Genomic DNA, 18,896 nt, shown 5'->3' with positions numbered 1-18,896 from the left:
ATTCGGGAGTTTTTTTATGGTCTAAATTTATTCAATTTCCAGATTAAAGGTCACAGGACCATCATTGACCAAATGCACTTTCATGTCAGCAGCAAAAATACCTGTTTGGACATTTGCAAATTGTTGGCGTGCATATTCCACCAATTGTTCATACAGCGCTTTGGCTGCGGCTGGCGGCATTGCAGGCCCAAAGTCTGGACGCAGCCCTTTTTGGGTTTGTGCCATCAGGGTAAACTGGGACACCAAAAGAATGCCACCATTGGCTTGGCTGACATTCCAGCCCATTTTGCCATTCTCATCATCAAAGATGCGGTACTTTAAAATCTTGTCAATCAGCTTCTGGCCTTTTTCGAGGGTATCTTCTTTACCGACTCCCAAAAATACCAGTAAGCCTTGTTGAATCTCACCTGTGGTTTGACCCTCAACCACGACCTTGGCTTCGAGGACCCGTTGGATTAATGCGCGCATAACATTGAAAGATAGATGAAAAAGACAGGAGATTTTAGCAGACAAATGGGCCTGAAAAATTGACTGTGCAGCAAAAGTCTACTATCCAATCCCAGTCATTTGGTTGTATAACAACTTATATTATGCAAAAGAATTGGTTAAAACCATCGCCTATGTCTGCCATCATTCAATCTTTACTGGACACCGACCTATATAAATTCACCATGTTGCAAGTGGTGCTGCACCAGTTTCCACAAACGCACAGTGTCTATTTATTCCGTTGCCGAAATCTGGAGGATACCGCCTATCCCTTGACGGAAATTCTGGGTGATCTCAACCATCAGCTCGATTTGCTGTGCGAACTTCGCTTTAAAGAGGATGAATTGCAGTACCTCCGTTCACTGCGCTTCATCAAGAGTGACTTTGTTGACTATCTGGAGCTGTTCCAGCTCAAGCGACGTTTTATTCAGGCCAGTATTGATGCGGCAGGGCGGCTGGATATTCGGATTGAGGGGCCGATGGTGCAGGCCATGATGTTTGAAATCTTTGTCTTGGCCATTGTCAATGAACTGTATTTCCGCCGTATCCGTACCGATGAGGTTTGGGCTGAGGGTGAGCGCCGATTACAGCACAAGCTGGTGCAACTGCAACACTATGCCCAGCAACAGCAGGACAATGATCCCCCATTCTTGGTTTCAGACTTTGGCACCCGTCGCCGTTATAGTTTTGACTGGCAAAAGCATGTGGTGCAGGCGTTTCATGATGCTGCACCGCAGGTGTTCCGTGGCACCAGCAATGTACTGCTGGCGAAAGAGTTGGGTATCAGCCCGATTGGAACCATGGCACATGAGTTTTTACAGGCATTTCAGGCGCTGGACGTGCGGTTGCGCAATTTTCAGAAAGCCGCGCTGGAGGCATGGGTTCAGGAATATCGGGGTGACCTGGGGATTGCCCTGACCGATGTGGTGGGGATGGATGCGTTCCTGCGTGATTTTGACCTGTATTTTGCCAAGCTGTTTGATGGTTTGCGCCATGACAGTGGCGATCCCTATGAGTGGGGTGACAAGGCCTATGCACATTATCGTCAATTAAAGATTGATACCAAGACCAAAATGCTGACCTTTAGTGATGGCCTTAATCTGGAAAAAGCCTGGTTATTGCATCAATATTTTAAGGACCGTTTTCAGGTCAGTTTTGGGATTGGCACCAACCTCACCAATGATATGGGGCAGACTCCGCTGAATATCGTGTTAAAACTGGTGGAATGTAATGGGCAGTCGGTGGCGAAGATCTCGGACAGCCCAGGAAAAACCATGACCGATAACGATACATTTCTGGCGTATCTACGTCAGGTGTTTGAGATTGAGGAAGCGATGTAGTCTATATCTTCTTTTTTGCTAAACGAATGCAAAAAATCAGACAAAGATAAAAAGTAGGCTATGTTAAAATCATTGCAGTGCTGTGGCGACAAGACCCCTAACCATGACAGATGTAGACTTTAAACTTGATTTACTGATTGAACCTGAGCAGCTTGTGCCCTACTTGGGGCACGAGTTGATTCGTATTATTGATTTAAGCCGAGCATCGGTTTATGAACAATTACATATCCCGCATGCGATTCATTTACAACCTAAATATCTGGTGGCGCAACAGGAACAGGCCAATGGTCTATTGCCCGATGTACAGGGATTACAAACCCTGATTGAAAAGCTGAATATCTCACCGCAGCACCATGTGGTGGTTTATGACGATGAAGGTGGGGCTTGGGCTGGTCGCCTAATCTGGAATTTACATTGTCTTGGCTTTACCCGTACCAGTTTGATCAATGGCGGAATTCATGGCTGGTTGGGCGCTGGTCTACCCACCACCGCAGAGGTTGAAAAAGTCACGCCTGTCACTGATCTGCTACAGGTTGACCTGAATACCGTGCAACAGCATCGGATTGAATACAACGAGCTATTGCAGCAGGTTCAGCAAGAAAATATCCAGCTTTGGGACTGTCGTACCAATGAGGAATATACGGGACTTCGTTTGGCCGCGCGTCGTGGGGGTCACATCCCAAGTGCACTGCATTTTGAATGGAGTACTGCCCTTAATCGTGAAAATCATCTAAAATTGCACCCGCTTGAACGCACTCAACAACGTTTGGAGCAATTAGGCTTTAATTTACAGCAACCTGTGGTGGTGTACTGTCAGTCACATCACCGTTCGGGCTTGGCGTATATTTTGGCGAGATTGCTTAACTGGCAAGTCAGGGCCTACGATGGTGCGTGGAGTGAATGGGGCAATCGCCTCGATAGTCCTATTATTTCAGGGGAGACACCATCTTGAGTTTTGCAGCAGATTTAAAAAAACAACTGTTTATCAAAGCACAGAATCTTGTGCCACAACACCAACTGAGCCGTGTGATTGGCAAGGTTGCCGCAAGTGAAAATGTTTTGGTGAAAACTGCTGTTATTCAGGCGTTCAAGGCAAAATATGGCATTGATATGAGTATTGCTGATCAAAGCAATGCACAGCAATACAAGTCATTCAATGAGTTTTTTACCCGTGCATTAAAACAGGGTGTGCGTGGTGTGGATGAGCGAGCGGACAGTATCGTATGTCCTGCGGATGGTGCGATTTCGCAGTTAGGTAAAATCGAATCTGGCGATATTTTTCAGGCCAAAGGTCAAAGTTTTTCTGTTGAGAAATTGATTGGTGATCCGCAATTGGCTAAGCCATTTCAGAATGGACAATTTGCAACTGTTTATCTATCACCGAAAGATTATCACCGTGTACATATGCCATTCGCTGGCACATTGACCGAAACCTTATATATTCCAGGCGAGTTGTTTTCAGTAAACCAAACCACTGCTGAAAATGTACCAGGTTTGTTTGCCCGTAATGAACGTATGGTGTGCCTGTTTGATACTGAGCTGGGCCGTATGGCGGTGGTGTTGGTTGGTGCGATGATTGTGGCTGGGATTGAAACGGTTGCAACGGGTAAGGTGAAACCAACAGGTAAAGTTGAGTTACAGCATCATCAACTGCAACTGGATAAAGGGGCTGAGCTTGGACGTTTCTACCTCGGTTCTACTGCTGTGGTATTGTTTGAAAAAGATAAAATAGTGTGGGAAGAGCAGTTTAAAGCCAATTCGACTGTAGTAATGGGCGAGCGGTTAGGGCATTCTATTTGAGTTGTAAAAATTTCAAGATGATATTAAAGCCCCTTAATATTGTTGTAAGGGGCTTTAATTTTTTAAAGGCCTATGAGGAGACTACCATAAAATGTTAAAACGCCTTTAGTTTATTAGATATTTTCAAGTATTAGATTTGCTACACCATTAGGATCTTTCCACATTGGCACATGCCCCCAACCTTTTGGCTCAATCCATTTTGTTTGTTTCGGTAATTCTTGCTTTATTTGGCAGTCTTTACGGGTTAGTAACCAATCTTTTGAACCAAAAGCTATTGTTAACGGGATTTTAATGTTTTTCCCATCAATAAATCGACCTGCATTTGAAAATGTTCTTTCAAAATCAGATGCTTTTGAAAAATCATTAATAGAATTTATTGCATCTTCTGGTGAAATTTTTCGGCCTCCAATACTAACTGGAACTGCTAAAAATATTTCTCTGCAAATACCAAACTTCATTAGTTCTCTAGAGAACCATGGCATTAACTTTATTGTATATCTCAAACTAAAAAAAATGGTCTTTACATGCGCTGGTGACTTAAGCCACAGTCCCGCTGGTGAAATTGCGACAACAGAGCTTGCTAAACCTATACGAGCTGCTTCTAAAGCCATCCATCCCCCCATTGAGTTTCCAACTATATCTACAGGCTCATCAATACCGATTTCATGAAGCTGTTCTGCTAATGCTTTAACAAGATTTTCAATAGTAGGTTCTAGATTTAAATCAAATTTGGGACTATCACCAAACCCTGCAATATCAAATGCAATTACTCGGCGCGATTGACTGAGGATTGGAATTATAGGATTCCATGCTTTATGTGACATACCAATGCCATGCAACAATATTAACGGGCGACCAGACCCAATATCTAATTTATTCCACATCATTTTTAGCCTTATTGTGAACTTATTTAATCTATTAACTTTTATAACCTAATGGATTAAATAGCTTAAATCATTGACTCAGAAAAAATGATTAATGACCTTATAAGCCAATAAACTGGTATTTCTTGCCAAGCATAAAACTACCTCTGTACGCTTTTTCTTACACCAATTCCAGTCAATGGCGCATTTCCATACTCCAGAAAATCACCTAATATAAACTCATCAGGAACAGGAAGTTCCAGAACATAAAACAAAAATGATAAGTTCATGCATCAGGACGTGAGGTAGGACAGGAGTTATACCTAAAGTGCGAAATACGAAAAAGCCCGACAGGATGTCGGGCTTTTTTCATGATGATTACCTATAATTATTTTTCGATTCATTCGCTTCAACTTAACCAAGCCCAGACCTAATGGGTTTAATTTAAATAACAGATATTCCTAATGATCAAAATAACACAAGAAATGCTGAGCGTAGCTCAGAATGAAGTCGCAAGAAGAAACAACTATCTACATCCCCACTTTAATTTAGGGTATTTAAATGAAGATACCAGACAAATTATTGGCTTTCTGGGCGAGTTTGCTTGCCAGACCTATTTGGGAATAGATTGGCGGGTAAATATTCGAGACAATTATTTACGTCCCGATGACTATGATTTTATCCATAATGGTGGTCGGGTTGATGTAAAGACCGAGACCCTGCCCAGCATGCAATTGGTCAATGCCGTGACAACACGCCAGATACATGATGACAAGGCATATGGACGGCGACTGATTGTCGCGGGGCAATATCCTTTATTGACACATTATGACATGGTCATGTTTGGCTGTTTCTTGCGTCCACAAAATAGCAACCAGTGGAATCCTGTAGGCCAGTATTGGTATCCGATTGGCATGATCGAAAGCCAGCATATTCTCCATAACTATCAGCCCACTCAATACAAGCCCTTTGGGGGATATTACCCGCAGGCATGTGCGAATATTAGAACTTCTGAGTTAAGGGATATTGCATAAATCTTTTTGTAAAAGTTTAACATTTCCACTTTTATTGAAAGTAATGCTCTATCGCTGTTGTCATCGAAGCAAAATCGAGGTCTGGAATGGCATGAATCTGTGGTTGATCTAAGCCCACAGCCAAAACCTCCCTGAATTGGTTGAAATCATAAATTTGTGGAATCGTAGACTGACTTAAATTGGCTTCAATACTTTTCATTTTAGAGATGAGCAATAGGTATTGGTATTCCTTATTAATTTCCTGTGTTTTACCGAGTGGATGCGCCCGATTTAAATGCTGGGATGGGGTCAAGGCGATGAGGTTCTCAACGGTTCCAGAAATAGCGGGATACATGGCTTCAGGAAAGATATGGTGAATATGGGTGGCCTCACAGTTTGCCAGATCGTCCTCATGTTCTGAAATACGGTTTCGAAACTCATCATTAAATGCTCTGAGTAACTTTTTGGCTTTGCTGGAATTATATTTCCAGAATTTTTCCAGCTTTAGTTTTTCAGGGACTGTGGGTTCATATTCATTTCGGGTGACATCTTTAGGTTTGTTGCTATATAAGTCCCTAAAGTTTAAACGGTTGTACATCAACTGGTCATAGGTGATCTTTTGTGGGGACAGGCGTCCTCTTTCCGTACCGTAGTTTCTTAAGACAAAAGATAAAGGATTGAGTACCTTGGTAAAAATACGTCTACATTCAATCTCAGTATTAATCGCTGTATGTTGAATCATAAATGATTCAAACTGACCTTTGAGCTGTGAAAAGGTATTGGCATTTGGTGTGCTGAAGAAACTTTCAAAATGGGTATATATGCCACTGTCTTTCAGGACTTTTGTTATGTAGTGGGTTAAAAAGTTGAGGCAGTTTCTTTCCCTACGGGCGATATATTCTAATAACTCAATATTCTGGACAGTATATAAATTCTGGTTTCCCTGTTTTTGTTTTAATAGCAGTCCTGAGTAACTGAGAAGCTCCATAGGTTGCTGAAAGAATTTATCGTATTCATTTTGCGCATTTGAACTGCTGACATCTGGCTTTGAGAAAATATCCGAAATTTCTTTGGCATAGTCTGAATTCCAGATTTCCTTGGTTAGAAAAGTGGTTTTCTGGCTGGATTCAATATAGTTCAGAATACAGTCGGCAATAATACAAACCACATCTGGCGTACATTTCTGATCAATCCATCGGGCATTATTCGGTAGCCTGATATCATAGTTGGATTGATTTAGAAACTGTTCCAGATGATTTTCATTAAACACGATGCTGTCTCTTACCAAAATAAAATATTGCAATATTATCAATATTTAATGAACGGGTGCTATGATTTCTGGCAATGCGGTAGAATGCTTCAAACTCAGCCGATGCAAAAAATAATAAATCTTCTTCAGAAATGCTGATGTCTGCCTTTAACTCGAAAATTGCAACAGAACCATTCACAATACAGTGTTTAGGTTTTTTCACCACCCTTGGATAATAGGTCATATTTGGACTCAGAAACACATCATCCCGTTCTAAATATTGCCCAACGGCAAGCTTGGATAAATGTTCCCGATCAATAAATGCGTCATCCTCAATATGGTAAATGGCTTCCCCAGTTCTCGGGATATTTTTGGATTTAATCACCCAAATATCACCTGTGGATTTTAATATTCTGGCGGTAATCTGCCGATCCCGAAAGACAGTGAAAATACCAAACTGCATTTTGGCAGTCAGTTTTTGAAAAGCTTCATCAATATAGATCAGCCAGTTTGGGAACGTGGACTGGGTAATGTCGGCCTGCTTCTGAAGAATATTGATTTTCTTCGGAATAGAAATCACTTGTGTAGAGGAATTTTCTGAAACTGCCTGAGTATCAATAAACAGGCAAATGGTTTCAATCAGTACACCTTTAAAACCTGTTTCTCCAAAATCAACAATTTTATTGATCGCTAGCTGTTTTATTTTCTCTCTGGAAACTGAGAAATCCATATTATGGAGAAAATATTTAGGCAGAATTAAGGCGACATGCTGGGCTAGACCAATCGCTTTATCCAGAAAGAAAGCTGCACTATTATCGGCAACAGGATTATTTAATTCTGTACGCAAGTTCTCTCTATATTTTCCCTTGATTTTTATAAAGGGTGGATTACCAACCACTAAGTCGTAATGTTGATGAAATTGGTATTGCAGGAAATCATCATGAATATAGTTGATCTTGATATTTGTTAAGGGACCAAATGTTTTATCCATCAGAATCTCACAGATTTCCAATGAATGATGGTTAATGTCAAATACATCAACCTCAATGGATTCAACCGTATCCTTATATTTGGCAATCACCTCGCGCAGGATATTTCCCACCCCTACAGAGGGTTCCAGTATGCGGATGGTTTTTTGATGAAATTCAGGCAGGTTCTGGCAGAGCGCGGATACCGTCATGGGATCGGTATAATAGGCAGCAGTCGATTCCTGATGGCTGTTGGTGAGTTCCGCAATCCGTGATAGGTCATGGATAGATAAAGACAGTGGATTGTTCAGGATAAAATTCCTGTTTTCCTCAAACACTTCTAAACGATGACTGCTGATCACCTGCTTGAGGTAGCTGTCCTTATTCTTCAACATTTGCTAAAGCCTCTTTAATGTTTTTAGCAATCTTTGAAAAGATAATGGTTGGAACAGCCTCTCCCAAACTTTGCCGAATGTTGACCTCATGCTTTTTCAGGTAAGCCTGTTTGTCAGTTAGACTTAATTGGTTCAATACGGTCTCATCCTGCGGGCTCCATTTAAAACCAGCGGGGACATTCATAAAAATCATCAGTTCCCTGAGACTAAACACGCGGTCATCCTCTGGATGCACGGTATTTTGGCTAGCCAATATATCATTCCGTGTATGCACGCAGGGCGGGGTTTTATCCCAGAGTTGTCGGCTATATTTATCGCCGTTTTTATTCACGTTGGGAACAATAACACCGTCCTTGACCTGATGTGGACGTTTCAGTGGATCAGCATTGTCAAAGGCATTTTCACCCTGCTTTAAGTCGCTGATCCATGCACGCATATGTGGTTTATAGGCCTTAAAGTTATGGTAAATGTCGTGACTGGAAATTTCTCCCATAACACTTAAACGGGGTAGGTCAGAGATCAGCTCTTTCATGCTCTTGGCGGTTTCCTGAGAGGGCCAAAGCTGAGAGACAGTTATATGCTGGGACAGGTCTTTCCTGATCCCCAGCACCAGACAGCGCGAGCGGCTGGAATGTGCGCCATAATCCTTAAAGTTGAGAATCCTTGAATCAAAAACATAGTCCGCAGCGAGTTCTTCATGAATTGCCTCGGAAATCTTGCGTTCCCGCCCTTCTTTACCACACTTGGTGTTCATAAATGCAGCCACGTTTTCAAAGACAAAGATTTTCGGCTTGATCAGGGAAACAATGTGAATGGCTTCAAGTACCAGCGAGTTCCTGACAATCTCGTTCTCGGCCTTTTTATGGTTTGCCACTGACATGCCCTGACACGGTGGCGTGGCGATAACCACGTCAATGTCTTTGAGTGCATGGTCTTTTTTATATTGCTGTATATGATTCAGGGCATATTGCTGGATTTCAGGCAGGGTAATGTCACCACACAGATAGCCTTGTGGATTGCCGCATTTTGCATTGCATTTCTGAACATCCATGCGTCTTTCAATCAGCTCATTGGTGAGGACGCAGTCGAAATTCTGTTGTTTAAATCCATAGCATCCCACGCCAGCGCTACTGAACAGGGATACATAGGTATAAGGCTTCATCTTTGGTCTACAGCGAAAAATCTAGACAGGATAATAGCTAAATTTAAACGCAGAGGGAAGGGCAGATGACCTAAACTTTACAACATTCGGTACAGGCGTTCTTTCGGAAAAACTGCGGTAAAGGTTGAGCCTTCATTTTCTTTGGAGCTAATTTCAAGATGTGCACCATGTTGCATCAAGACATGCTTGACAATGGCAAGGCCCAGACCTGTTCCCCCTGTCTGGCGGCTACGTGCGCTGTCCACCCGATAGAAACGTTCGGTGAGGCGGGGCAGGTGTTTGGGGTTAATGCCAATACCAGTGTCCTGTACCGTAAAATAGGCGTGATCACCATCTTCATGCCAGCCAATGGTGATAATGCCACCTTTAGGTGTGTATTTAATGGCATTGGTAATCAGGTTGCTGAACGCGCTGGCAATTTCCATATCCGAGCCAATCAGGTCACAGTGACTGTCAATATCCAGATTCAGGGTATGACCATAATCAAGGTTATAGGCGCGCGCATCATCAAACAGCTGGTTCATCAGGTTTGGCATGTCAATGATCTGGTTTTTTGCCACTTTCTTGTTATTTTCCAGATTGGAAAGCAGCAGCAGGTCATTGACCAGGGCATTCATACGCTTGGTTTGCGACTGCATTTGGGTAAAGGCACGTTTCCAGCGTGGGGTAATGTCATCCTGATCGGTAAAGGTTTCGATATAGCCACTGAGCACGGTCAATGGAGTCCGTAGTTCATGTGAGATGTTATCGACAAAGTCTTTCCGCATCTGCTCAAGGTTGTGCATGCGGGTAATGTCATAGGCAACCAGCAACCGACTTTCACCCCCAAAACGGGTCAGTTTTACCTGTACATAATGTTCTTCATCCATTTTGGCCTGTAGACGAATGCCATCGGGTGCCTGATCACTATGCTTGAAATATTCAATAAAGTTGGGTTGGCGTAAAATCGCCAGCAAGTTACGTCCACGGTCCAATGGGCTAATCCCCAGTAATTTTTCCGCAGCGGGATTCCACCATTCAATTTGATGCTGGTCATCAATCAAGACCACCGCCTCGGCCAACGCCACCAGGGAGGATTGTGCGCGGTCGATTAGTCCGACCATTTCCGCCTGAACAATACGTTCCTGACGCTGGGCACGGTAGACATTGAACAGCAATGCACCCCAGATGCCATTGAGGTTGGGTGGCACATCGTAGGGACGATTGGAAATCCAGTCATTGACCAGATAAAGCGAGCGTAGCTGGAGGGCAAAAAAAACCACGAACGCGATAAAAACACAGCTCCAGAAGTATCCGACCCCGAATCCAATCAAGCTTGCAATCAATAAGAAAAACAGCAGCAGCCTTAAATCCTGTTTTGCAAACGTCCATAAACTGCTGTAGCGAAAACGCTGGTGTTCACGAGCGAGTTCAGGGACGGGATAGGGTTCATACATAAAGGATTTTAACCTGCCGCCAAATCAGCGCGTGTAGAGAAACGATAGCCTGTACCACGTACCGTTTGTACAAAACGATCCACCCCAAATGGTTCCAGCACCTTGCGCAGGCGACGGATATGCACATCGATGGTACGGTCCTCAATATAGACATTGCCACCCCAGACCTGATCCAGCAATTGGGCACGGGTATAGGCACGTTCAGGATGGGTCATGAAGAATGCCAGCAAGCGGTACTCGGTCGGCCCCATATCTAAAATACTGTTGCCAAAACTGACTCGCTGGCTGACAGGGTCAAGCATCAGGCCGTTGGCATCAATCACCTTTTCACCGCTGAGCGCATTGGCACGGCGCAACACCGCCTTGATGCGTGACACCAGTTCACGGGTGGAGAATGGCTTGGTCATGTAGTCATCCGCACCTGCATCGAGACCCTGTACCTTATGGTCTTCCTCGCCACGTGCGGTGAGCATGATCACGGGAATTTCCGCCAGGTTCTCATCGCGTTTCAGGCGGCGGCACAGATCCACACCACTGACTCCGCCTGGAAGCATCCAGTCCAGCAGAATAAGTGCGGGACGCTGATCAACGATGATCTGGTGAGCCTGTTTGGCATCTTCAGCCTGTAGACACTGGAAGCCCGCCATATCCAGAGAGGTATGGATCATTTCGCGGATTGGTAGCTCATCATCGACAATTAAAATATAGTCATCTTTCACAGCGCAATACCCTTAAATATGGTTTTTTAGTTATGACAGGCTTATTACAAAGATTAATTATGACAATATCATTGCAAAAGAGCTGATAAAGTCGAATTTAGCAATAAATTGTGACAATTGTGGGGCAGAGCCGTGACCAAATGATGACAGTTAAACGATCAATAAAGTCATGCAATTCATTTATTTAACTCTACCTCAGTTTTAGGGTTGTATCTGTCATAAAACTGTAAAACGATTTTAATTTTTTTTGGCTGTGGTCTCGATAAAGGACAGGAACACTGCACAGCAAGCCGCCAAAACATCCTCTAGTGGCTGCTTAAAGCCCTCGGAAACCCAACGGATAATGATATGCGTGACATAGCCATTCAGCCCTGTTGCCATTAAAGACACTTCTTCTGCGCTCTGTGGGGCATTGGGCATGGTGATCATCACGAAGCCCTGAATGATACGGTCAAACTGGGTCAGGGTTTCCTGAATGGTGGCCTGATTATGTAAATCCTGTACAAGCATGGCATCAATATAAATGATCCGTGCCATACGTGGGTCATCCTTAATGGTGCTGAGTAGGGCAGACAATCCCGCCGTGACCATGTTCTTTGGTTCAGGCGCAGCCATGAGTACCGCCTGGGTCAGGCAGGTCTGCATTTTTTCAATCATTTTCAGGAAAACCGTCTGAAACAGTTCCTCGCTTTTCTTAAATGATTCATAGAAATAGCGTTCAGTCAGCTTGGCTTCATTACAGACATCCTTGACCGTCACCGAGAAGAATCCCTGTGTGCCATACATGGCAATGCCTGCCTCAATCAGTTTTTCGCGGCGTGCTTCCTTGCGCTCAGTCAGGGAGAGACCCTTGAACTGACGTTCTTTGCTATCAGCCGTGTTTTTCTTGCGTGTCGATCGATCTTGAGTTGCCATTGAGAAAACCGTTCCCTAAAAAGTCTTTAAATCATGTAGATCATGGTTATTTGTATTTCAACAATGTTGTGCTGACCTAGCATAACCAAATTTTGAAAATCCACCTTGTCTCTTTTAACCATGTTCAGTCATAAAATGTAAATAGGCCTATTATGACATGTAAGGTGTTGGTTATTGCCATTTGTCTTAAAGGTCCATTGTACTATATTGACAACCTGTATTGTCAAAATTATATTGGTTACAGCTTAAACTGCACATGACAACGCATGATTGGGGCGAACTATGTGCATCTCATTCGCAATACAAAGGATAGGCAATGAAAAACTTTAAAAATAAAGTCGCGGCGATCACAGGTGCAGGTTCTGGGATTGGGCAGCAACTCGCAGTTTTATTGGCTAAACAGGGCTGCCATTTGTCATTGAGTGACATCAATGAAAAGGGACTGGCGCAAACTGTTGAGCTGGTAAAACAATATCCAGTGACTGTAACCACCAAGGTGCTTGATGTTTCAAACCGTGATGCGGTGAAACAGTGGGCGCAGGAAACGGTACAGGATCATGGTTCAGTGAATATGATCTTCAACAACGCGGGTGTGGCTTTGGGCTCAACTGTGGAAGGCGCAAGCTATGAGGATCTGGAATGGATCGTAGGCATCAACTTCTGGGGCGTGGTTTACGGCACCAAGGAATTCCTGCCATTCATCAAGCAAACCAAAGATGGTCATATCATCAACATCTCCAGTATTTTTGGCCTCACCTCGCAGCCAACACAGTCAGCTTATAACGCAACCAAGTTCGCGGTACGTGGCTTTACTGAATCATTGCGTCAGGAACTTGATATTGAAAAGAGTGGTGTAAGCTCACTTTGCGTACACCCAGGGGGTATCCGCACCAATATCGCAAAAGCGGCGAAGATGAATGACAGCCTGAAGAGTCTGGGTATGGACCCGAACAAGTCCATCAAGCAGTTTGACAAGTTCCTGCGTACGCCACCAGAAGAGGCGGCCCGTCAAATTCTCAATGCGGTATTGAAAGACAAGCGCCGTCTGCTGATCGGTACAGATGCGCGTATTGTGGATTCTTTCCAGCGTTTATTCCCAACGGGTTATCAACGTATCGCAGCGATTGCGACGAAAATGATGTAAGTCTTGGCATCATGATAGAAAAAGCCATTCTAAACAGAATGGCTTTTTTACTTAATTTGAAAATGGGTGATGCTAAATCAGCACTTCAATCTTGGATTTCTTCCAGACAAACTGATAGTAACTCGCCTGAAAAATACACAGGCAGACGAAAGACAGTGCATAGGCAATCCAGATGCCTGACAGGCCCCAAAGTTTGCTGAATCCATACGCACACGGCACCTCAATCAGGATGATGGTCAAAATATTGATCAGCATCGGGACATTCACCGTACCACTGGCCCGCATGATTGATGCAAAAATCGCGCTTGCCCCAAAGAATAAAACAGCCCACAGCACAATAAACAGCAATTGCTGTCCAAGCTCAATCACGCTGTGATCAGTAATAAACAGTGCCATTAAATATTTTGAGAATAAATAGGCGAGTGCAATCAGGCTGCCTGTAAACAGGAAATTCATGCCTAAAGCGGTGCGGGTGACTTTTGCCAGTAAATCGGGCTTGCCAGCACCAATCGCCTGCGCGGCAAAAATGGAGGCCGCAATTGAAATTGACAGTGCTGGAAACTGGATATAGTTCAGCACCTGATTGACTGCTCCATAAGCCGCGGTGGCGTGTGCGCCGTAATGGTTGATCAGGCCAATAATCACCAAGCCTGCCAGAGAGGTGGTGACCATCTGGATACCCGTTGGAATTCCCAGTTTTAAGATCAGTTTGCTTAGTGTGGCATCATGACGAATATGCTGTAAAAGTGGGCGATCAATCTTAAGTGGATGGTTTTTATAATTGAGGTAAAACCCTAGAAAAATCAGTACGGCTGCATAGCCCAGAATGGTTGCGATGGCTGGCGCAATAATCCCGAGGGCGGGAAAGCCAAAATAGCCTTTCAGCAACACAGGCGTAACCGCCAGTCCAATCAGGCTAGTTAGGCTCAATGCAATCAGTGGTGTCACACTGTCACCGACACCGCGAAGAATTGAGGTGTAGATAATATAGACAAACAGGAGTGGGCTACCTGCCAGCATCCATTGCACATAGGGTAGTGACAGGTGCATGACCTTGGCATCTGTACCCAGCAATTTCAACATGGGTTCAGCCATCATCACGCCTAAAACCGCAATCACGCTACCGCCAATCAGGGTCATGAACAGGGTTGAACCAATCACACAGCGCACTTTCTCAAGATTCTGGGCACCCCAGGCCTGTCCCACCAACACGGTGGTTCCCGCCGAGATTCCAATCACAAAGGCAAGCAGAAAGAACAGGATTGGAAAGAACACTGAAACGGCGGCAATCGCATCCACGCCCATCATTTGCCCGACAAAGATGGTATTGATCGTACCCGACAGGTTTTGCAGAATATTGGTGGCAATCAAGGGAACCAGAAAAACAAAAAAGGTTTTCCAGAGGTTTGGCTGCATCACCAGAGGTTGGTGTGGTGTCATTCAGTTTCCTTCATGCTTCATCCTGAAACATCTATTTTTTCACCATACCATTATCAGTCAGGTTGAAGTCATGATTGTTCGGTTTATTTTTTGTTGGTCAGCACTGCACCAGAATTTCGCCTGCACGTTGCAGCGTCTGGTCGGTTTTGGCAAAGCAGAAACGAATCAGGCGTAGATCATCGGGTGCATTTTTATAAAATACCGAGATCGGAATCGCGACGATTTTATGCTGTTCCGCTAAAAACTGGCACATTTCAATGTCATTCAGATCAGGACGGATTGCACTGTAATCCAGACTTTGGAAATAAGTGCCTTGCGATGGAATAAACTTAAAACGTGAGTTTGCAATCTGGTCATTAAACAGGTCGCGTTTCGTCTGATAAAAGTCAGGAAGCTCCTGAATATGCTCAGGATGCTGTTGCATATAATCAGCGAGCGCAATCTGGCAAGGTGTGGTGCCGCAGAAGTTGGCAAACTGGTAAATCTGACGGAACAGGCGCATCAGCTTGGGTGGGGCAACGCAATAGCCCGTTTTCCAGCCCGTCACATGATAGCTTTTACCAAAAGAACCAATTACATAACTACGCTCACGCAGTTCTGGAAACTGTAGCGCGCTGTAGTGTTTCTGTCCATCAAACACCAGATGTTCATAGACTTCATCAGACAGCACCGCAATATTTTTATCCTGAATGAGTTCAATCAGTTGTCGCCAGTCCTGTTCCGACCAGATGGCACCCGTTGGGTTATGCGGCGTATTGACAATGATCATGCGGGTTTTGGCATTGATGCGGTCTTTAACCTGTTGCCAGTCCACCTGAAAGGTCGGTGCCTCAAGATTGATATGAATAGATGTTCCACCTGCAAGCTGTACGGCGGGAGCATAACTGTCATAGCTTGGGTCGAAAATAATCACTTCATCACCTGCATGAATACAGGCCTGAATGGCACAGAAAATTGCGATGGTTGCGCCTGGGGTAATGGTGATCTCAGTGACGGGATCAAGCTGTAGCTGGTCACGCTGTAGAAATTGCTGCGCCAGTTGCTCACGTAATGCCAGTACACCATCACCCGCAGGGTATTGATTGTATCCCGACTGGGTGGCCTGACAGAGGGCTTCAATCAGGGCAGGCGGTGCTGGGAAATCGGGAAAGCCCTGTGACAGGTTCAGGGCATTGAGTCGTTGTGCAAGTTCAGTCATCACGCTAAAAATGGTCACACCTTGGCTTGGGAGTTTTGACTGAAGCTGCAACATTGTTTTTAACCTGATTGACATTTTGTTTTGCCGTGATTGTATAGTGAAAGTGGATGCCTGACCAAGTTATTGTGATTAAGGTAAATGTTGAATTTTGCCGTTAATCGACTGAAAAATGTGTCTTATGTCAGGAAAAACAGGGTAATTGTGTCTGAATAAAAACAATAGTGACGGAATTGGTCATTTTTTATTGAAAATTGTCTAAAAAATTTGTTGTTTTTCATGATGATACGCTATTTTAGTTGCTGCTGTAAAGCGCTATAATTTCTATCGAGGGGTTCAATTAAATACCAATTATAGTGAAATGGGACATCAGGCAATGGACAGTTTCGATTTAAAAATACGCTACCCGCATCATATTGATCTCAATGATGTGGAGCAGTTCGGGACTTTGAATACCATTGGGATATTAACCAGATTTGACAGAATGGGCTGGAAACAGCAGTTAAGCCGCTGGTTGCAACTGGATGGTGCAAGTCCAACGTTTACCATTACTGATGAAAAAACAGAGCAGACCATAGAAATCGTATTGAATACCTACGGGTCATCTCAGGAACTTAACTTTATCGTCAAGACCGATATTCCCGTGGTTGTCCCTAAAAAACAAATATTTGGATTAATTACGCTTCAGGCGAAAGAGACGGTTCAGTTTAAGCAGCTTTCACTGGTACAGGTTAAAGCCTACCTTACTGCGTTTTTAAAGCAGGACACCGATGCCTTGGTTCGATATTACCAGCAAAGCAAGCAACAACTGGCGCAATCTGCATAACGATGAGGAGTAAATTCCCCCCATCGTTATGTTGCTATTTATAAAACATTTTCAACAATGGCACGAATCACACCCAGTGCCAAGCCAATAAATGCCCCGACAATCACGCCATTGACGCGGATCATGTGTAAGTCACCACCCACCTCACTTTCGATTTTGGCAATCATTTCCCGTGAATCCCACTCGTGGATACGTTCGCTGATATAACGAATGATCTTGTCACTATATTGTTCGCTAAAGTTGGTTGCCAAACCGACCATTTTTTCATTCAGAACCTGACGCACTTTTTCATTCTGAATCAGGCTTTCGCCCAACTGTTGTAATGCCGCTTGTAAATTGCTGGCAATGCCTGAATCTGCCTGCATTAAATCAGTTTTGATCGCATCACAGAGAATGGCAATAGCGCCACTGATAAAGTTCAGCACCTGTGGGCTATCCAGCACATCATCCTTGCCCTGATTTAAGCGTTTGCTGGCTTCACTGTTGCTATCTGCAAGCTGTAACATCAGGTTATGCGTGGTGGTTTCAATGTCCTGCCGCCACGGATGCTCAGGATTGGCCAGCATGGACTCAACCTTTTCAATCAGTGAGTCAATGGTGCGTTGCTGTACATCAATGCCGATCCAGCTTGCACCTTTGGCAAGTTTCCAGACACCCAGTTCCTGAAACAGTTTGCGTGACAGGTCGCGTGCCTCTTCAGGATGCGACACAATCCATTCATGGGCCAGATCAAGGCCACGCTGTAGCACATCCTGATGGAAGTCATTTTCCAGAACGGCACGTAACATTTCACTGGCAAGCTTGTTGATTTTGGTGCTGCGTACCCATTGCACACTGTTGTTCTGGACAAAGTAGGCAATCTGGTCCTGACTCACAAACTCAAAGATCTTCGGTACAGTATGCTGGATCATCTGTACCACTTGCCTGTTGTTGTGCGGATTGGCCAGCCATTGACCCACCGCCAGACTCATATCGGCATTTTTTAGGCTGCGCTCAACAATCTGTGGCGATAAAAAGTTTTCCTGTACAAAGCGGCCCATAGACTCGGCGATACGTGCCTTGTTTCTCGGAATGATTTCAGTATGGTCGCGCAACAGTTTTGGTAGCGGCATTTTCCCAAAAGGATTGCGGAACAACACCGTGACCGCATACCAGTCTGCCAGTCCACCGACCACACCCGCCTCTGCGCCAAGCATGAAAATATGGATGAGCCATTTATATTCAGGGAGGAAATGTGCCGCAACCATAAAGCCAATCCACGACATCACGGCGATAATCAGGGCCATGGTGGCGAAGTATTTGCTTCTTTGCAGGCTTGGTACATGGATTTCTTCGGCTGAATTCATTTAGTCATCCTTTAGTTTACTGTTTGCCTTGTGGTGGCACAGGCGGCTGTAACACATCTCCCGCTGGGCTCAGTCCATATTTTGGCCCAAGGGACTGCAAAATGAGCTGTGCATCAAATGCGTCAGGCGATTGCTGCTGTGTCTTAAAACACTCAATAGTATACGACACTTGAACTGGATCAATATTGACCACTTGAGGCATATCGTAGAATGGATCGGGCCAAAAGGCTGGGTAACGACGATAGTAGCCATAAGGGTAATAAGATGGTGCTGGATAAATCACCGCCTGACGCTGGGTCTTGTGGCGGGCGTTGCTTGGATCATCCACAACGCTGAAATATCGGAAACCATGCTTGACCGTGGTTTGTGCCGCCTTTAACAAAGTGATCTCCTCGGCTGTACCATAACTCAAATTACGATCGGCCTGGAAACCCACACGGTAAGTTTTGTTATTTAATGGATAAGCGGTGAACTGTCCGAGCTGGTCAAACGTTCTGGGTTGCGATGGGGCGGTGGCACAGCCTGTAAATGTCAGTGCGACAAGGAGCGGTGTGCACATCAATAAAGTTTTCATATGCAATTCCTGTTTTTCAGGGTCT

The 18,896-nt window shown here is 44.4% G+C and carries 19 protein-coding genes; 6 read left to right on the top strand and 13 right to left on the bottom strand.

What is annotated here, in order from left to right:
* Positions 1 to 27: 27 nt before the first annotated feature.
* Positions 28 to 468, bottom strand: a complete 441-nt coding sequence (gene dtd / locus N5J47_RS16285; protein ID WP_267981332.1) for a D-aminoacyl-tRNA deacylase — start codon at positions 466 to 468, stop codon at positions 28 to 30.
* 152 nt (positions 469 to 620) lie between these two features.
* Between dtd and pncB the strand changes: the two genes are divergently transcribed.
* The 3 genes from pncB (at position 621) to asd (ending at position 3,626) form a co-directional block, all read left to right on the top strand.
* On the top strand, positions 621 to 1,826 hold the full coding sequence (pncB, locus tag N5J47_RS16280) for a nicotinate phosphoribosyltransferase (RefSeq protein ID WP_279960923.1): 1,206 nt from the start codon (positions 621 to 623) through the stop codon (positions 1,824 to 1,826).
* 103 nt (positions 1,827 to 1,929) lie between these two features.
* The gene (locus N5J47_RS16275; RefSeq protein ID WP_279960871.1) at positions 1,930 to 2,778 is read left to right on the top strand and encodes a rhodanese-like domain-containing protein; all 849 of its coding nucleotides are present in this window, start codon (positions 1,930 to 1,932) and stop codon (positions 2,776 to 2,778) included.
* Positions 2,775 to 3,626, top strand: a complete 852-nt coding sequence (asd, locus tag N5J47_RS16270) for an archaetidylserine decarboxylase (protein WP_279960872.1) — start codon at positions 2,775 to 2,777, stop codon at positions 3,624 to 3,626. Before N5J47_RS16275 ends, asd begins: the two co-directional genes overlap by 4 nt.
* Before the next feature lie 113 nt (positions 3,627 to 3,739).
* On the opposite strand, the gene N5J47_RS16265 is transcribed toward asd, so the two are convergent.
* Both N5J47_RS16265 and N5J47_RS16260 read right to left on the bottom strand, forming a co-directional pair.
* Positions 3,740 to 4,510, bottom strand: coding sequence for an alpha/beta hydrolase (locus N5J47_RS16265; protein WP_279960873.1), 771 nt, complete (start codon positions 4,508 to 4,510; stop codon positions 3,740 to 3,742).
* Between the two features lie 140 nt (positions 4,511 to 4,650).
* Positions 4,651 to 4,779 (bottom strand): hypothetical protein, encoded by a 129-nt coding sequence (locus tag N5J47_RS16260; RefSeq protein WP_279996998.1) that lies wholly within the window; start codon positions 4,777 to 4,779, stop codon positions 4,651 to 4,653.
* A gap of 174 nt (positions 4,780 to 4,953) precedes the next feature.
* Between N5J47_RS16260 and N5J47_RS16255 the strand changes: the two genes are divergently transcribed.
* Positions 4,954 to 5,523, top strand: coding sequence for a hypothetical protein (locus tag N5J47_RS16255; protein WP_279960874.1), 570 nt, complete (start codon positions 4,954 to 4,956; stop codon positions 5,521 to 5,523).
* A 31-nt stretch (positions 5,524 to 5,554) separates the two neighbouring features.
* Here N5J47_RS16255 and N5J47_RS16250 read toward each other — a convergent pair whose 3' ends face one another.
* The 6 genes from N5J47_RS16250 to N5J47_RS16225 all read right to left on the bottom strand — a co-directional run bounded on the left by N5J47_RS16250 (position 5,555) and on the right by N5J47_RS16225 (position 12,346).
* On the bottom strand, positions 5,555 to 6,772 hold the full coding sequence (locus N5J47_RS16250) for a hypothetical protein (RefSeq protein WP_279960875.1): 1,218 nt from the start codon (positions 6,770 to 6,772) through the stop codon (positions 5,555 to 5,557).
* Positions 6,765 to 8,114 (bottom strand): N-6 DNA methylase, encoded by a 1,350-nt coding sequence (locus tag N5J47_RS16245; protein ID WP_279960876.1) that lies wholly within the window; start codon positions 8,112 to 8,114, stop codon positions 6,765 to 6,767. Before N5J47_RS16245 ends, N5J47_RS16250 begins: the two co-directional genes overlap by 8 nt.
* A complete protein-coding gene (locus N5J47_RS16240) occupies positions 8,101 to 9,276 on the bottom strand; it encodes a DNA cytosine methyltransferase (RefSeq protein ID WP_279960877.1) in 1,176 nt (391 codons plus the stop codon). The genes N5J47_RS16245 and N5J47_RS16240 overlap by 14 nt, the downstream gene beginning before the upstream one ends.
* 77 nt (positions 9,277 to 9,353) lie before the next feature.
* Positions 9,354 to 10,712 (bottom strand): phosphate regulon sensor histidine kinase PhoR, encoded by a 1,359-nt coding sequence (gene phoR, locus N5J47_RS16235; RefSeq protein WP_267981323.1) that lies wholly within the window; start codon positions 10,710 to 10,712, stop codon positions 9,354 to 9,356.
* Positions 10,713 to 10,720: 8 nt separating this feature from the next.
* Entirely contained in the window at positions 10,721 to 11,431 is a 711-nt protein-coding gene (phoB, locus tag N5J47_RS16230; RefSeq protein WP_004659793.1) for a phosphate regulon transcriptional regulator PhoB, read from the bottom strand.
* Between the two features lie 237 nt (positions 11,432 to 11,668).
* Positions 11,669 to 12,346, bottom strand: a complete 678-nt coding sequence (locus tag N5J47_RS16225; protein WP_279960878.1) for a TetR/AcrR family transcriptional regulator — start codon at positions 12,344 to 12,346, stop codon at positions 11,669 to 11,671.
* A 316-nt stretch (positions 12,347 to 12,662) separates the two neighbouring features.
* Here N5J47_RS16225 and N5J47_RS16220 point away from each other — a divergent pair, with 316 nt between their 5' ends.
* Complete coding sequence (locus N5J47_RS16220) at positions 12,663 to 13,490, top strand: SDR family NAD(P)-dependent oxidoreductase (protein ID WP_279960879.1); 828 nt, start codon at positions 12,663 to 12,665, stop codon at positions 13,488 to 13,490.
* Positions 13,491 to 13,562: 72 nt separating this feature from the next.
* Here N5J47_RS16220 and N5J47_RS16215 read toward each other — a convergent pair whose 3' ends face one another.
* Both N5J47_RS16215 and N5J47_RS16210 read right to left on the bottom strand, forming a co-directional pair.
* On the bottom strand, positions 13,563 to 14,930 hold the full coding sequence (locus tag N5J47_RS16215; RefSeq protein ID WP_279960880.1) for an MATE family efflux transporter: 1,368 nt from the start codon (positions 14,928 to 14,930) through the stop codon (positions 13,563 to 13,565).
* Between the two features lie 97 nt (positions 14,931 to 15,027).
* Complete coding sequence (locus N5J47_RS16210) at positions 15,028 to 16,182, bottom strand: pyridoxal phosphate-dependent aminotransferase (protein ID WP_279960882.1); 1,155 nt, start codon at positions 16,180 to 16,182, stop codon at positions 15,028 to 15,030.
* A 319-nt stretch (positions 16,183 to 16,501) separates the two neighbouring features.
* On the opposite strand from N5J47_RS16210, the gene N5J47_RS16205 reads away from it, so the two are divergent.
* On the top strand, positions 16,502 to 16,951 hold the full coding sequence (locus N5J47_RS16205; RefSeq protein ID WP_279960883.1) for a hypothetical protein: 450 nt from the start codon (positions 16,502 to 16,504) through the stop codon (positions 16,949 to 16,951).
* 38 nt (positions 16,952 to 16,989) lie between these two features.
* On the opposite strand, the gene N5J47_RS16200 is transcribed toward N5J47_RS16205, so the two are convergent.
* Both N5J47_RS16200 and N5J47_RS16195 read right to left on the bottom strand, forming a co-directional pair.
* Complete coding sequence (locus N5J47_RS16200; RefSeq protein ID WP_267981315.1) at positions 16,990 to 18,297, bottom strand: DUF445 domain-containing protein; 1,308 nt, start codon at positions 18,295 to 18,297, stop codon at positions 16,990 to 16,992.
* Between the two features lie 16 nt (positions 18,298 to 18,313).
* Positions 18,314 to 18,871 (bottom strand): hypothetical protein, encoded by a 558-nt coding sequence (locus tag N5J47_RS16195; protein WP_279960885.1) that lies wholly within the window; start codon positions 18,869 to 18,871, stop codon positions 18,314 to 18,316.
* Between the last annotated feature and the right edge of the window lie 25 nt (positions 18,872 to 18,896).

It is taken from the genome of Acinetobacter sp. GD03645, assembly GCF_029845285.1.
In the GTDB taxonomy this organism is placed as follows: Bacteria; Pseudomonadota; Gammaproteobacteria; order Pseudomonadales; family Moraxellaceae; genus Acinetobacter; species Acinetobacter corruptisaponis.
This window is presented reverse-complemented; position numbering and strand designations above follow the sequence as displayed.